11 protein-coding genes and 3 pseudogenes are annotated in these 15,252 nt (G+C 51.9%); 13 read left to right on the forward strand and 1 reads right to left on the reverse strand.

The features are described 5' to 3' along the window. Positions 1-15 precede the first annotated feature (15 nt). From IC803_RS07075 to IC803_RS07125, 12 genes and pseudogenes are all read left to right on the forward strand, one after another. On the forward strand, positions 16-336 hold the full coding sequence (locus IC803_RS07075; protein ID WP_081208883.1) for a UxaA family hydrolase: 321 nt from the start codon (positions 16-18) through the stop codon (positions 334-336). Beyond that, positions 308-1,474 carry a UxaA family hydrolase gene (locus tag IC803_RS07080; protein ID WP_081208881.1) on the forward strand — a complete coding sequence of 389 codons (1,167 nt, stop codon included), beginning with the start codon at positions 308-310 and terminating at the stop codon, positions 1,472-1,474. The genes IC803_RS07075 and IC803_RS07080 overlap by 29 nt, the downstream gene beginning before the upstream one ends. A gap of 50 nt (positions 1,475-1,524) precedes the next feature. Next, positions 1,525-2,484: a sugar kinase gene (locus IC803_RS07085; RefSeq protein ID WP_081208879.1), complete on the forward strand. Its 960-nt coding sequence runs from the start codon at positions 1,525-1,527 to the stop codon at positions 2,482-2,484. 12 nt (positions 2,485-2,496) lie between these two features. Beyond that, positions 2,497-3,153, forward strand: a complete 657-nt coding sequence (locus IC803_RS07090) for a bifunctional 4-hydroxy-2-oxoglutarate aldolase/2-dehydro-3-deoxy-phosphogluconate aldolase (RefSeq protein ID WP_081208877.1) — start codon at positions 2,497-2,499, stop codon at positions 3,151-3,153. Positions 3,154-3,157: 4 nt separating this feature from the next. Next, positions 3,158-4,306 carry a galactonate dehydratase gene (gene dgoD / locus IC803_RS07095; RefSeq protein WP_081208875.1) on the forward strand — a complete coding sequence of 383 codons (1,149 nt, stop codon included), beginning with the start codon at positions 3,158-3,160 and terminating at the stop codon, positions 4,304-4,306. A gap of 62 nt (positions 4,307-4,368) precedes the next feature. Next, on the forward strand, positions 4,369-5,373 hold the full coding sequence (locus tag IC803_RS07100; protein ID WP_081208873.1) for a C-terminal binding protein: 1,005 nt from the start codon (positions 4,369-4,371) through the stop codon (positions 5,371-5,373). Positions 5,374-5,393: 20 nt separating this feature from the next. Continuing rightward, positions 5,394-5,513, forward strand: a pseudogene (locus IC803_RS18115) (aldo/keto reductase); the annotation flags it as partial. 180 nt (positions 5,514-5,693) lie between these two features. Next, positions 5,694-7,409 carry a sigma 54-interacting transcriptional regulator gene (locus tag IC803_RS07105; protein WP_081208871.1) on the forward strand — a complete coding sequence of 572 codons (1,716 nt, stop codon included), beginning with the start codon at positions 5,694-5,696 and terminating at the stop codon, positions 7,407-7,409. Positions 7,410-7,667: 258 nt separating this feature from the next. Next, the gene (locus tag IC803_RS07110) at positions 7,668-8,855 is read left to right on the forward strand and encodes an iron-containing alcohol dehydrogenase (protein ID WP_081208869.1); all 1,188 of its coding nucleotides are present in this window, start codon (positions 7,668-7,670) and stop codon (positions 8,853-8,855) included. Positions 8,856-8,886: 31 nt separating this feature from the next. Next, positions 8,887-10,218, forward strand: a complete 1,332-nt coding sequence (locus tag IC803_RS07115) for a GntP family permease (RefSeq protein ID WP_081208867.1) — start codon at positions 8,887-8,889, stop codon at positions 10,216-10,218. A 16-nt stretch (positions 10,219-10,234) separates the two neighbouring features. After that, positions 10,235-11,698 carry a CoA-acylating methylmalonate-semialdehyde dehydrogenase gene (locus IC803_RS07120; protein ID WP_081208865.1) on the forward strand — a complete coding sequence of 488 codons (1,464 nt, stop codon included), beginning with the start codon at positions 10,235-10,237 and terminating at the stop codon, positions 11,696-11,698. Positions 11,699-11,830: 132 nt separating this feature from the next. Continuing rightward, a pseudogene (locus tag IC803_RS07125) lies at positions 11,831-12,073 on the forward strand (IS4 family transposase); the annotation flags it as partial. Positions 12,074-12,335: 262 nt separating this feature from the next. Here IC803_RS07125 and IC803_RS07130 read toward each other — a convergent pair. Continuing rightward, the gene (locus tag IC803_RS07130; RefSeq protein WP_081208863.1) at positions 12,336-13,772 is read right to left on the reverse strand and encodes a DDE-type integrase/transposase/recombinase; all 1,437 of its coding nucleotides are present in this window, start codon (positions 13,770-13,772) and stop codon (positions 12,336-12,338) included. Between the two features lie 148 nt (positions 13,773-13,920). On the opposite strand from IC803_RS07130, the pseudogene IC803_RS07135 reads away from it, so the two are divergent. Continuing rightward, a pseudogene (locus IC803_RS07135) lies at positions 13,921-15,048 on the forward strand (IS4 family transposase); the annotation flags it as partial. Between the last annotated feature and the right edge of the window lie 204 nt (positions 15,049-15,252).

Genomic DNA, 15,252 nt, shown 5'->3' on the forward strand with positions numbered 1-15,252 from the left:
GGAAGGGGGGATACGATGTCTTCTTACCGTTTCGTTATATTAAACCAAAAAGATAATGTTGCTACTGCCTTGGATTATATTCCGGCAGGAAGCGTGGTCAAAGTCACCCGTCAAGATCGGGAGTATGATATTGCGATAAAACAAAACATCGAGTTTGGGCATAAGTTTGCGATGATGCCGATCAAAAAGGGCGAAGATATTTTGAAATACGGGGAAGTGATCGGCGTCGCCTCTAGCGATATTGCTGAAGGGGAGCATGTGCACGTGCATAACGTTGAGGGAAAAAGGGGAAGGGGAGATAAGGAACATGGAAACCGCTCAGTTTTGGGGGTATAGACGCCCTGATGGTCGGGTCGGGGTGCGGAACCATGTACTGATTTTGCCGACGATTGTCTGCGCGACCCAAGCAGCGAAACAGGTTACAGAGCTTGTTCACGGTACCGTCTCCTTCATTCATCAGCACGGATGCGCCCAAGTGGGAGTGGATTACGAACAAACGTTCCGTGCGTATGTCGGCATGGGAACGAATCCGAACGTGTACGGTGTAGTGGTGATGGGACTTGGCTGCGAAACGCATCAAGGAAGAAGTGTGGCTCAGGAAATTGCCAAAAGCGGCAAGCCCGTCGAGCTCGTGTCGATTCAAGACCATGGCGGAACCCTCGGGGCGATCGCTGAGGCGGCGAGAATTGCCGCTCAAATGGTGCAAGACGCTTCCGCTTTGGTGCGCGAGCCGTTTGACATCAGCGAATTGATCGTAGGAACCGAATGTGGGGGATCGGATGCGTGTTCTGGGCTTTCCGCCAACCCGGCGGTTGGATATGTGAGCGATATGATCGTCGATCGGGGAGGAACTGCCATTTTAGCGGAAACGACAGAACTGATCGGGGCCGAGCACCTTCTAGCCAACCGGGCTGTAGACGATCGGGTGGCTAAAAGAGTGTATGAGGTAATCGAGGCCATGGAGAAGCGTGCGATTGCGATGGGAGTAGATATTCGTACTGGAAATCCAAGCCCTGGAAATCGAAAAGGCGGACTTACCACTCTCGAAGAAAAATCGCTTGGGGCGGCGGCAAAAGCCGGGACGAGACCGTTGCAGGAGTTGATCCATTACGCTGAGCGGCCAACGAAAAAGGGACTCGTCTGGATGGATACTCCAGGGCACGATATTGAACAGTTGACAGGGATGGTTGCTGGCGGGGCGCAAATCGTTTTGTTTACAAGCGGGCGCGGCACACCAACCGGTTCGCCGATCGCGCCAGTTATTAAAATTGCGACGAATACGTCAATGTTTGAAAGAATGAGAGAAAATATGGACATCAATGCCGGCACGATCATTGAAGGAAAAGAATCGCTCGAGTCGGTGGGAAGAAGAATTTTCGATGAATTGCTTCTTACAGCTTCAGGAAAACTCACTAAATCTGAAATCTTAAAACAACATGATTTTGGCATTTGGAGAATCGGCCCGACATTTTAATCTCACATGGCCGTCTCGCTAGTTAAAGCGAATATGCGGAGGGACTTACAATGAAAGAACTCGATGTCGTAACATTTGGAGAAACAATGGTCTTATTGACGTCCGAAGCAATGACTCCGCTTGAGTATAGCCGCCATTTTTATAAGCAAATCGGAGGAGCGGAATCGAATGTTGCCATCGGATTGCAAAGGCTCGGCCATTCTGTCGGCTGGTTTAGCAAACTAGGAAACGACCCATTTGGAAGGTATATTCATAAATTTGTGAGAGGCGAAGGAGTCGATACATCTCGCTGTATTTATACCGATGAAGCTCCGACAGGAGTTTTCTTTAAAGAAAAACGTTCGCCCACCGATATCAAAGTATATTATTACCGTAAACAATCGGCAGCCAGTTTGCTGTCTCCCGACGACTTGGATGAGGATTATATCGCCCGCGCGAAATTTCTTCATCTAACGGGGATTACCCCTGCCCTTAGCTTGTCATGTCGGGCCGCCGTTTTTAAAGCTATGGAAATCGCCAAAAAACATCACGTAAAAATCGTTTTTGACCCTAATATTCGCCTGAAGTTATGGACGCTCGAAGAGGCAAGACCTGTACTGCTGGAAATGGCGGCGGAGGCAGATGTTGTTTTGCCAGGGCTTGACGAAGGAGAATGGCTATCCGGCCGGAACACGCCCGAGGAGATCGCTCGCTTTTTTGGCAACGGGAAGCTAGTCATTATCAAGCTAGGAGAGCGAGGGGCGTATTATCGGTTTAAAGGTGAGAGTGGATATGTCAAAGGGTTTGCCGTGCCGCAGGTTGTAGATCCGGTAGGAGCGGGAGACGGCTTCGCAGCCGGAGTAATTAGCGGGCTTTTGCGGAATGAGCCGATTCCTGATGCCGTGAAGCGCGGCAATGCGGTTGGGGCGATTGTCGTAGGGACGAATGGGGATGTGGAAGGGCTGCCAACCGAGGGGGAGCTCGAAGAATTTTTGCAAGGCGCTGTGCACCAACGGGATGTGAAGCGATAAGGGGGAGAAATGATGGATAAGATGGAGAAGTTACACCGGCTAAAGGAGTCCAAACTAGTTGCAGTGATTCGAAAACCGAAGCGCTCGCAAATTTTTCAGATCGCTGAGGCGCTTATCGACGGGGGGGTCGAGGTGCTCGAGGTAACGGTTGATACGCCAGGCAGTTTTGAGATGATTGTTGCGCTGAAGGAAACTTTCGGCGCAAAGGCGATCATCGGCGCAGGGACAGTCTTAGATGCCGAGACCGCGAAAAGAGCCATAGAAGCCGGTTCAGATTTTATTTTTTCACCGATTTTTGACCAAGAGACGATCTCGTTAACGAACCGGTACGGAAAAATTTCCATTCCTGGTGTGATGACGCCAACCGAAATTGTTAACGCTTATCAGATGGGGGCTGACCTTTTAAAAGTATTCCCGGCAGGTTCTTTAGGACCCCAATATTTTAAAGAGTTGAGAGGACCGTTAGGGCATATTCCGTTGATGCCGACGGGTGGCGTAACGTTGGGGAACGCAGCGGAGTTTATCCAAAACGGCGCAGCAGCCATAGGAGTCGGCGGCGCTTTACTAGATCAACGAGCCATTGAGGAAGGGAGATTCGATCTTCTTAGGGAAACGGCAAAGAGATTTGTTGAAACGGTCAGAAATGCTGCCGCAAGAGAGGGGGCATAGGGGAATGAAGATTACGAAGTTTGAGACTTTTCTTGTCCCGCCGCGGTGGTTGTTCCTAAAAATCAGTACGGATGAGGGAATTGCTGGATGGGGTGAACCGATTGTCGAAGGGCGAGCGGGCACCGTGCGAGCGGCGGTAGAGGAGCTAGGCGATTATTTAATTGGAAAGGATCCACTAACCATCGAGGACCATTGGACGGTTCTTTACCGGGGCGGATTTTACCGTGGGGGCCCTGTTTTAATGAGCGCCATTTCTGGGATTGATCAAGCGCTTTGGGATATTAAAGGAAAATACTTTAATGCCCCGGTTCATCAACTGCTCGGCGGCCCGGTTCGCGATTCCATTCGGGTTTACAGCTGGATTGGCGGCGACCGCCCAAGCGACGTTGCCGAGGCGGCAAAAAAAGCGAAAGAAGCAGGATTTACAGCGGTGAAAATGAATGCGACTGAGGAGCTTCAATACATCGATTCTTACAAAAAGATTGATGAAGCGGTCGAAAGGGTGGCGGCGGTGCGCCAAGTGGCGGGCAAAGAGTTTGGGATTGGGATCGATTTTCATGGGCGCGTTCATAAACCGATGGCGAAAATTTTGGCGAAAGAGCTTGAACCGTATCATCCGATGTTTATCGAAGAGCCTGTATTGCCAGAACACAATGAAGCATTAAAGGAGATTGCCAAGCACGCTGCCATCCCTATTGCCACCGGGGAACGAATGTTTTCGCGCTGGGATTTTAAAACGGTTTTATCCGAGGGCTATGTCGATATTATTCAGCCGGACCTTTCCCATGCTGGCGGAATTACTGAAGTGAGAAAAATTGCTGCGATGGCTGAGGCCTACGACGTCGCTTTAGCGCCGCACTGCCCGTTGGGGCCGATTGCGCTAGCGGCCTCTTTGCAGGTCGATGCCGTATCGTATAACGCCTTTATTCAAGAACAAAGCCTTGGCATTCACTACAACCAAGGGAACGATCTTCTTGATTATTTAGTGGATCCGTCTGTCTTTGAATATCAAAACGGGTATGTCAAAATCCCGCAAGGACCTGGATTAGGAATCGAGATTCACGAAGAGTATGTGAGGAAAATGGCTGAGGTTGGACATAACTGGAAAAACCCAGTTTGGCGCCATGTTGACGGTTCGGTTGCCGAGTGGTAGGGAGACAGCGCCATAGCAGGTCTCTAGCTTCTACAATTTTGCATGGAATGGGGGAAGGACAAATGGAAAAATTCAAAGTAGTGGTGACAGACTATGAATTTCAAACATTGGAGCCTGAGCAGGAGGTGCTTTCATCGCTTAACGTGGATTTTGTAGCCGCCCAGTGCCGCACAGAGGAAGACGTCATTGCCGCCTGCAAGGATGCCGACGCCATTATCAACCAATATGCTCCAATATCTGCCAAGGTGATTGCCCAATTAGAGAAATGTAAAGTGATTTCCCGGTACGGAGTCGGTGTCAATACCGTCGATGTGGACGCCGCCACCGAGAAGGGCATTATTGTAGCCAATGTCACGGACTATTCGGTAGATGAAGTGTCAGATCATGCACTAGCGCTGCTGCTTTCGCTAGCTCGCAAAATTGTCAAGTTAAATGATGAAGTGAAAAGCGGGGTATGGAATTTCAATGTCGGCAAGCCGATTTATCGGTTAAGGGGGAGAACACTCGGTCTTGTAGGCTTTGGGAGAATTCCGCAAGCGTTGGCGAAAAAGGCTCAATCTTTCGGCTTGCATGTCATCGCCTATGACCCGTATATCCCAGCGGAGGTGGCGAGTCGGTTCAATGTCCAGCTAGTTGAGCTCAACGACTTGTTCCGACAATCGGACTATATTTCTGTACATGCACCATTAACCAAAGATACAAAAGGAATGATCAGCGGCGAACAGTTTAACTTGGCGAAAAAGGAACTCATCATTGTCAATACAGCCCGCGGCCCGGTCATTGATGAGCTGGCTCTCATTCGCGCATTGCAAGACGGGAAGATTTCCGGTGCGGGACTTGATGTCACCGAGTGCGAGCCGATTCCGCCTAATCATCCCCTGCTTCGGATGGAGAATGTGGTGATTACACCGCATATTGCTTGGTACTCTGAGGAATCCGAAAAGGAGTTGAAACGAAAAACAGCCCAGAACGTTGCCGATGTATTATCGGGTTGTTACCCAACATATTTAGTCAATTCTCATGTGAAAGAAAAAGTGCGCTTAAAAGAGAAAGAATTATACATTTAGGTAATATATAGAAATCATTAAATGCCACTAGCGCCTTAATCGGCGCCAGCCGCCCGGAACAAGTGGAAGAAAACGTCAAGGCGGTCGATGTTGCGTTAAGCGAAGAGGTGCTGGAGAAAATTGAGGGGATTTTAGCGTAACCGGAGTACGGAGACGGGCCAGTGAGCGCCTGTCTCCGTTTTTTGACGAATGGAACGCATTCGCGCCCCCGGCTGCCGGCTGACCGTTTTTTCGCCATGATTTTCAAGGCAAAAACAGAAGGATTTTTTGATGCCAGTGGCGAACGGTACGTGAAAAGGGAACAGTGAAGGGGGATTACAATGACGGTTGGTCATGGCGCATCAGCGACCCTTGGCTGCCATCAAACGTTGCAGGAGGCGGTTCAGTTGCTGACGGCACACGGGATAGACGCCGTTGATGTCGTCGATGAATACGGGCGCACGGTCGGGCGATGCACGTGGTGGATGGTGCTGCGAGCGGTGGCGGATGGAATGGATCGCGCGATGACAGTGGAAGATGTATTGGCGGCGTTTTCATTAGAGGATGAAACAAAGAAGAGAAACGCCCGCTCGGAAACGCCCGATGCAGAAGATGATTCGAGCGCGGCAGCCGAGCTCGAACGGCTGCGGTGCGAGCTGGAAGAAGCGCATCGTCTGGCCGAAACGATGAAAACGGTGCTGGATGCGGCATATGAAGGGGTCGTCGTCGTCGATGGGAACGGGGGCGTTCGGGAAATCAACCGAGCGTACTGCCAGTTTCTCGGCATCCGGCGAGAGGATGCGATCGGAAAACATGTGACGGAAGTGATCGAAAATACCCGTTTGCACATTTGCGTGCAATCCGGCATTCCGGAGCGTGGATATATTCAAAAAATTTACGGCCAGCCGATGGTCGTGCACCGTATCCCGATTTGGCGTGACGGAAAAGTCATCGGAGCGATCGGCATGCTGATTTTCCAAGGGGTATCGGAAGTATATGAAATTTTCCGGCGTCTGCAAGAGCTGTCACGCGAGGCAAGCCGGAAGGAGAAAAACGAGGCGACAGCGCCAAAACAAGAGGCGGCCACATCCGCCGCCGTAGGAGTGGAGCGCATCATCGGACGCCATCCGACGATCGCAGCGGTAAAGCAGATGATCCGCCGGGCGGCGCGCGTTCCGTCGACAGTATTGATTACCGGCGAAAGCGGAACGGGGAAGGAAGTGGCGGCGCGGGCGATTCATGAGACGGGCCCGCATGCGGACGGACCGTTTGTCAGCGTGAACTGCGCCGCCATCCCGGAGGCGCTTTTGGAAGCGGAGCTGTTCGGCTATGAGGATGGGGCGTTCACCGGAGCGAAAAAGGGGGGCAAGCCTGGCAAGTTTCAGCTTGCCCACCGGGGGACGCTGTTTTTAGACGAAATCGGTGACATGCCGCTTGCGATGCAGGCGAAGATTTTGCGTGTGCTTGAGGAAAAGAAAGTAGAGAAAGTCGGCGGACTGTCCGAAACGGAGGTGGACGTGCGCATCATTGCCGCGACGAACAAACCGCTCGAGGAGATGGTGCGGGACGGAACGTTCCGGGAAGATTTGTTTTACCGCCTGAACATTATCCGCATCCATCTCCCTCCGCTGCGTGAACGGAAAACGGATATTCCCTCCTTGCTTGCCTACCATATGGAGCGGCTTTGCCGGCAGTTCGGCGTCACGACGAAATCGTTTGCGAAAGAGGCGATGGAGGCGCTGATCGGCTATTCATGGCCGGGGAACATTCGCGAACTGGTCAATGTCGTCGAGTGGCTCATTAGTATGGTGGAAGGAGAGAACATTGAGCGCGAACATTTGCCTGCCTATTTGTCAACCATTCAGCCGATGGCGGCATCTATGCAATATGGCGGTGCGAACATCGCCGACCGGTGGAAGGAAATGGTCTACCAATCCGAACGCGAACGCATCGCTGCCGCCCTTGTCGCGGCGAACGGCAATAAGGCGGAAGCGGCGAGGAGACTCGGCATTCACCGATCTACATTATATGAGAAATTAAAAAAGTATGGATTTTGAACGCTCTCCGCTGAGAAGGAGGGCTTCTCGGTTCGTGATGATCAACAACGGCAGACTGACCGTTGTTTCTTTTTTTGTTGAGGGGTGAAGAGGTGTCGTGAAAATGTCGGATGATGTAGGGAAGGTGTAGGTAGAGTGTAGGGAGATATTCGGTTAAGGAGACGAAAAATTCCTAATCGTAACGCTTTTCTGGTTTGGCACAAAGTTTGCATATAGAAGATATTGAAAACGGTATCAAATGAAGAGGGAGGCGGAATGATGTACGAGTTGTTGGTGCCGAGTCGGGTCATTTATGGGCGCGAAACGTTTCGTGAAGTCGGCAGACAAGCGAAAGCGCTTGGGTCGAAAGCGCTCATTGTGAGCGACCCGGTGATGGAGAACATCGGCCTTGTCGCCCGCTGTGAACACTATTTGCAAGAGGCGGGGGTGCCATTTGCCAAGTACACAGGGGTCGACAAGGAACCGACGGATGTTCATGTAAAAGAAGCGCTTGACGTTTGCCGGAGTGAGCAATGCGATGTCATCATCGCTGTTGGCGGCGGCAGCAGCATCGATGCCGCTAAGGCGGTGGCAGTGATGATGACGAATGAGGGAACGATCAGCGACTATGTTGGCAACGCTACGATGTTCACGGAAAAACCAGTGCCGCTCATCGCCATTCCGACGACGGCCGGCACCGGTTCTGAAGTGACGAAAGTGACGGTCATTATTGATACGAAGACAGACGTCAAAATGATGATTTCCCAGCCTGCGCTCCTTCCGGCCGTGGCGATCGTTGACCCGCTTCTTACTGTCTCATGCCCGCCATCCGTTACCGCGGCAACCGGTGTCGATGCGCTTTGTCACGCGATCGAGGCGTATATTTCCCGACGCGCCCATCCGGTGACCGATGTGCTGGCGTTGTCCGCCATTGAGGCGATCATCGGCCATTTGCGCCGGGCGTACGAAAACGGTCAAGACATCGAAGCGCGGGAGAAAATGGCGATCGCGGCGATGAAGGCCGGCATGGCGTTCTCGAATGCCTCGGTAACACTTGTGCACGGCATGTCGCGGCCGATCGGAGCGCTCTTCCACGTGCCGCACGGCGTGTCCAATGCGATGCTGTTGCCAGGGGTGCTTGAATTTACAAAAGACAGCGCCACAGAACGGTTGGCGGTGATTGCCCGGCTCATCAACCCGCAGCTGAAGGACGTTTCCGATGCCGAAGCGGCCGATGCGCTTGTTGAAGAAGTGAAACAGCTTTGCCGTGATTTGCACATCCCGAATATGAAAACATGGGGCATTGACAAAGCGGCATTCGACAAAGCAGTCGATAAAATGGCGGCTGATGCGTTGGCGAGCGGCAGTCCAGCGAATAACCCAAGAGTGCCGATTCATGAGGAAATTGTCGCGCTGTATCATATTTGTTACGACTATCGGTATGACACCAATACGGTCAGCCGTTAAATGAAGCAACGGTCAAAAGAGGGGGAAAAGTATGCTGGGGATGATTGGTTTATTGGCCTCATTGGGATTGTTGATCTTTTTGACAATGAGGGGGATCAATATCATTATTGCCGCATTGATCAGTTCTGTTCTTGTTGCGCTGACAGGCGGATTAGACTTGGAAAAAGCTTTGATGGAAAGCTACATGACGGGCTTTACCGGCTATTTCGCCAGCTGGTTTCTTATCTTCTTAGCCGGGGCGATTTTTGGCAAAGTGATGGAAGACACCGGGTCAGCTGACTCCATCGCTCATTGGGTGAAAGAAAAATTTGGCGCTAAACACGCTGTGTTGGCGGTCGTTGCTGCCTGCGCCATTATGACATACGGCGGTGTTAGCTTGTTTGTCGTCGGCTTTTCTGTTTACCCGATCGCCGTGTCACTGTTCCGCCAGTCGAATACGCCGCATCGTTTTATTCCGGCAGCCATGGTGTTCGGTTCGGTTTCGTTCACAATGACATCTCCGTATTCACCGGAGATTCAAAACATCATTCCAACGCAATTTTTTCATACAACGCCGGGGGCTGGGGGATGGGTAGGCATTTTCGTAGGCGCAACAATTGCTGTGGTTGGTTCCCTCTATTTAACGCGTGTTGTCCAAAAAGCGAAACAAAATGGCGAAACGTTTTCCTTGCCATACCGAGCCGGCGACGTTTCCGGTGCGGTGAGTGAAATTGCTGCTTCGCTCGAGCGAGGCGCCGGCCGTCCGCTGCCGAACATTGTTTGTGCGATCCTTCCGTTAGTGGCGGTGATTGTTTCATTAAACATTTTGGCAAAATTCATTTCTTCGACTTCAGCAGGGGTCTTGTCGCTTGTCCTTGGTATTGTGCTTTGCTGGGTGTTAAATGCGAAATTCGTCCGAAAATTTTGGGAGGCCATGGCGTCCGGCGCCCAAGATGCGTTAGTCGCTGCCGCCAATACGTGCGCCGTCGTCGGCTTCGGAGCGGTGGCGAAAAATGTGCCGGCCTTTCAAAAAGCGGTTGATGTCCTTGTGAACATTCCTGGACCGGAACTGCTCGGATTGGGGTTGGCCGTCACGATTATTTGCGGCATGACCGGGTCAGCTTCCGGCGGTCTCGGTATTGCCTTGCCGATTTTGGCGCCGATTTATCTGGCGAAAGGGCTTGACCCCGGCGCCATGCATCGGGTAGCAACGCTTGCTTCCGGTGGCCTTGATTCGCTGCCGCACAACGGATACATTGTGACGACGATTCGCGCCGTCTGCCATGAAACGCACGAGCGGACGTATAAGCCGATATTCGTCCTGTCGGTTATCATTCCGCTTGCCGGCATGTTCTTAGCCATTCTCTTATACTCAATTTTCTAGGAAGGTGGTTTTATTCATGAGCTCTGTAACCGAAACAAAAACATTGAAAAACTTTATTGGCGGTCAATGGGTCGCTTCGACATCGGGAAAAGAAGAAATCGTGCCGAATCCAGCGACGGGCGAAGCGCTGGCGAAAGTGCCGCTTTCCTCGCGCGAGGAGCTGGATGCGGCGGTGGCGGCCGCGAAAGAAGCGTTCCGCGAATGGCGGAAAGTGCCGGTTCCGCGCCGCGCCCGCATTTTGTTCCGCTACCAGCAGCTGCTTGTCGAGCATTGGGAAGAGCTGGCCAGACTTGTAACGCTAGAAAACGGCAAAGTATACGAGGACGCGTACGGCGAGGTGCAGCGCGGCATCGAATGCGTCGAGTTTGCGGCGGGGATTCCGACGCTCATGATGGGTCAGCAGCTGCCCGATATTGCGACGAATATCGAATCGGGCATGTATCGCTATCCGCTCGGTGTCGTCGCCGGCATTACGCCGTTTAACTTTCCGATGATGGTGCCGTGCTGGATGTTCCCGCTCGCCATCGCTTGCGGCAATACGTTCGTGCTGAAACCGTCTGAGCGGACGCCGCTGCTCGCCAACCGCTTGGCTGAGCTGTTTACTGAAGCCGGACTGCCTGCAGGAGTATTGAATATTGTCCATGGGGCACACGAGGTCGTGAACGGCATTTTAGAACATAAAGACATTAAAGCTGTCTCGTTCGTCGGCTCGCAGCCGGTTGCGGAGTACGTATACAAAACGGCCGCCGCCCACGGCAAGCGGGTGCAGGCGCTCGCCGGCGCGAAAAACCATTCGATCGTCATGCCGGATGCCGACCTTGATATGGCGGTGACGAACATCATCAACGCCGCCTTTGGTTCGGCGGGTGAGCGGTGCATGGCGTGCTCGGTCGTCGTTGCAGTCGGCGATATCGCCGATGAGTTGGTGGAGCGGCTCAAACAGGCTGCTGACCGCATCCAAATCGGCAACGGGCTTGACCAAGGCGTCTTTTTAGGACCGGTCATTCGCGAGGCGCATAAAGAGCGGACGATCAAATACATTGAAATCGGCGAAAAAGAAGGCGCGCTCCTTGTCCGCGATGGCCGCCGCGACGCTGCAACAAGCGGAAAAGGCTATTTCGTCGGCCCGACGATTTTTGACCATGTCAAGCCGGGCATGACGATTTGGACGGATGAAATTTTCGCCCCGGTTCTGTCCGTCGTCCGCGCCCGCGACTTGGATGAAGCGATTGAGATCGCCAACCGGTCGGAGTTTGCCAACGGCGCCTGCATTTACACCGACAGCGCCAAAGCGATCCGCCAGTTCCGCGAAGAAATCGACGCCGGCATGCTTGGCGTCAATGTCGCCGTCCCGGCGCCGATGGCCTTCTTCCCGTTCTCGGGCTACAAAAACTCGTTCTATGGCGACCTTCATGCCAACGGCCGCGATGGCGTCGAGTTTTACACGAGAAAGAAAATGGTGACGGCGAGATATCAGTAAGCGAATGATGGGGTATCCCAAATGTAGCGGGGCACCCTTCATAGCCATCAAGTTAAGAAAACAGGAATAAATCTATGCCTCATTGGACCATCCTTTTGAAGACTTCATCATGTCTTAGAAAGGGTGGTTTTTTTGAAGACGTCCTTATCTCTCCAAAAGGAATGGCATTGTTTTTTAGATGGATTACGAAGCGTGTTATCGTGCGAAGAACTTGAACATATGGCCCGAGATCATCAATTTATTCAACGAAAGGGGAAGTTACGCGCCCATGATTTCGTGGCACTTTGCACATTTCTCCAAGAAGGAGGCGGTCAAAAATCATTGGTGCAGCTTTGCAGTGCTCTAGCTCTCAAGCAAAACACCTCTCTGAGTGCGGTAGCGTCAAAAGTTCTATGAAAACTCCACACAGGCCATCCCATTGAGCATCGTGAGGCATCCTTGGAGCCGGATTCGCCCTTGACCAACACCCGCCAAAGGTGAGAAAGAGTCGTCAAGGGCGACGGGGACAAAAAAAGGGCATAGGAAAGCTGCCCTTGCCATGACCGAATTTTACCTTTGGCGGTGTTCGGTTGGTCAAAGGTTCGCTTCGCCGAATCCGGCAGATTTTCTCTTCAACGGGCTCCGGAGGACAAAAAAGTTAGGCCTCCTCTTGTTGGAGAAACGCTTGTGCCATGGCGATGAGCTTCGTCCACCGGGCCGGCATATGCGGCAGCTCGGCGAGCTCCGGAATGACGACCGGGACCCGGCCTTCGAGTGCGCTATGCGGGCGCAGGAAGTTGAAATACGCCACAAACAGCGTCACAAAAGACACCGAGCCTTCTTCCGCCCCAAACCCGTGAGTCGGCCGGTAGTTGCCTTTAAACGTCCGGTTGAATCGCTCAATGATTGGTTTGAGCGGACGGAACTCCTCGGACACTGGATCCTCATTGGTCAGCCCGATCACTTGGCGGACATCGAACAAGATCCCGTGCTGGGCGAAGAAGTGCTGCGCCAACAGGTAAATGGGATTGCCGTCGACGACAAACGACAAGTCATCCGGGATGGACGGCAGCTTTCGCAGGACATCATCGATGGCCTGGATGGCCGAGAGCGTGTCCCGGTTGGGTGAGACGCGATACGACAGCACGATCTTTTTCACCGCGTCGAACATGAAGAACAGGTAATGCCAACGGCCTTTGACCCGAATATACGTCTCGTCCCCGCAGAACGAACCGGACAGCTCATACGGGAACCGGTCGATAAAGGGCTTCATCAAGAGTGCGACGCTGTTGGCGTAGTTGAGCACCGTCTGATGCGAGATCGACACGCCGTGAATATCCTTCATGGCCGCTGCCGTCATGCGGGAAGACATGCCAAAGTTGACATGGTACGTCAACACCAGCCCCAGAATGTGTGGCGACGCAGCCAGCCGGGACAAATCGACCTTCGGCTTGATGGGCGATGATGGAGCCACCGGGAGAAAGTCAAACAAGAACTCTCGAAACAAATACCGCACCTTGAAGGCCTGTGGATCCTGTTTGAAACGTTGGCACTCCTTGTTCGTCATCCGGCGAAGGTTGGCCTGGTAAAACGGACAGTCGTTGTTCTTGCACTTGTAGATGTTGTATTCTTTGCGTTCCTTGATTTTTTCCAACGTCTTTTTGCAGCGCGGGCAACGAAAGATCGCTTGCTTGGTAAATCGGTTCCGGTGATTGAACCGGCATTGGCACACTTTACATTGGTATTGCCCGTTCCCGCCATTGTTGGCGTACAGGTAGGAGGAGGGCGCCTGGCAGCGAGGGCAGGTCAAGGAATCCGGAACACGGTGTTTCGCCTTCGCCCGGCGCTGGATGGGCCGCAAAGTACGGCCGTGCTGCGCCTCATAGTCCGCCAACAGCTTCCGGTAATCAAGGGGTTCCGGTGCATCGATGATCGGAAGGTCATCGACCTGGAGTTTCCGGTACGGTTTTCGAACCGGTTCATCCATGTCTTTGCGGCTTAAGGATTTTCCTAATAAGGCCCCAAGTAAATAGACAATGATTTGATGTTGGGTCTTGATTATGTCGAGCAAATAGGCTAATAATTGAGGTAACAAGCTTGTCACTCCTTCTTTGTTTTGGCTGTTGAGTGTGTGGTTACCTCAATGATGGCCGAAAACAATGGGGGTGGCAAGCTTTTTTTCTTCCGACCGTTGAAACTCAAGGAAAAACCGTGAGTATGGAGGATACACTTTTGACAATATCCTGAGTGCGGAAGGGCTCAATCAACGGTTTCATGAAAAAGCAGTGAGTTTCCTCAAAGAGGTGTTCGAAAAACTGCTTATTCATCAGACGCAGGAGGCCCGTCGCTTATGTCCAAGACATTCGCTGTTTCGCCGGATTCGCATTCTCGATTCCACGTCGTTTCAACTGCCTTCTGAGATCCAAGGGATTTACGAGGGATGTACGGGGCTTGGGGTGAAAATTCAGCTAGAATATGAATGGCTAGAAGGGAAGTTTCTCTATGTGGACGTCGAAGATGCCCGTCATCATGACGCCGCCTACGGAGCGTCCCTTCGATCGACCATTCAAGAAGGAGACCTTTGTTTGAAAGACTTAGGCTATTTTTCGCTTGAGGGATTGCAAGCGATTCATGACGCCGGAGCCTTTTACATTTCATGGCTCAAACACAATGTAGGGATTTACCAAAAAGAAGGGGACCAATTTCGAAAATGGGAACCAGAGGATTTCCTTGCGATGCTGCAACCCGGAGAAACCATGGAACTGGAAGATGCGTATGTCAGTGGAAAGAAAGTTCATCAACCGCGGCTCATTGTGTATCGGCTGACCGAAGAACAGGAGCGACAGAAGGAAGGACAATGGAAACAGAAGGCGAAACAAAAAGGGGCCGCGTACGTGATGCGACGCCCCCACCCAATATATGTATATATCACCAATATTCCAGCGATTTATACCTCTTTGCACGAAATTCATACGCTGTATTCTCTTCGCTGGCAGATTGAGGTGGTATTGAAGACATGGAAATCCCTGTTTCACATTCATCGTTTCAAACCGATGAAAGGGGCTCGCTTTCAGTGCCACCTGTATGGAACATTGATTGCCTTATTGATCAGCTCCACTGTCATGTTTAAAATGCGGGAATGGCTCTATCGAAAGCAGAAAAAAGGAATGGAGCGAATATAAGGCGATGAGTATGATCAAGGAATTCGGTATGGATTTATTTCAAGCCTTATGGTGTTCGGAGGCGCTAGCTGTCCAACTTCTTTTTAAACTGTGTGACATCATCGCTCAACACGGAAAAAATCAAGGCGTTATACAAAAAAGAGCGCTTTAGACATGATCGAGAGTTTGGTCATCATGCTGGTGTCGTAAGAAATTCCCGCCTCATACCATGAAAAAAACCTTCTATCGGGAAGGTGTATTTGGCATGCCTATCTTTATATATTCTCACGGTCACAGCCTCCGAAGATGAAGAGTGACGCCTTGGAGCTACTCGCTCCAAGGCGTCACTTGATGGCTATGGGGGCACCCTTTCTTATCACCGTATATTGGGTGGAAAGCACTTTCTTGTATCTT

Origin of the sequence: Geobacillus sp. 46C-IIa (assembly GCF_014679505.1) — a bacterium.
Lineage (GTDB): Bacteria > Bacillota > Bacilli > Bacillales > Anoxybacillaceae > Geobacillus.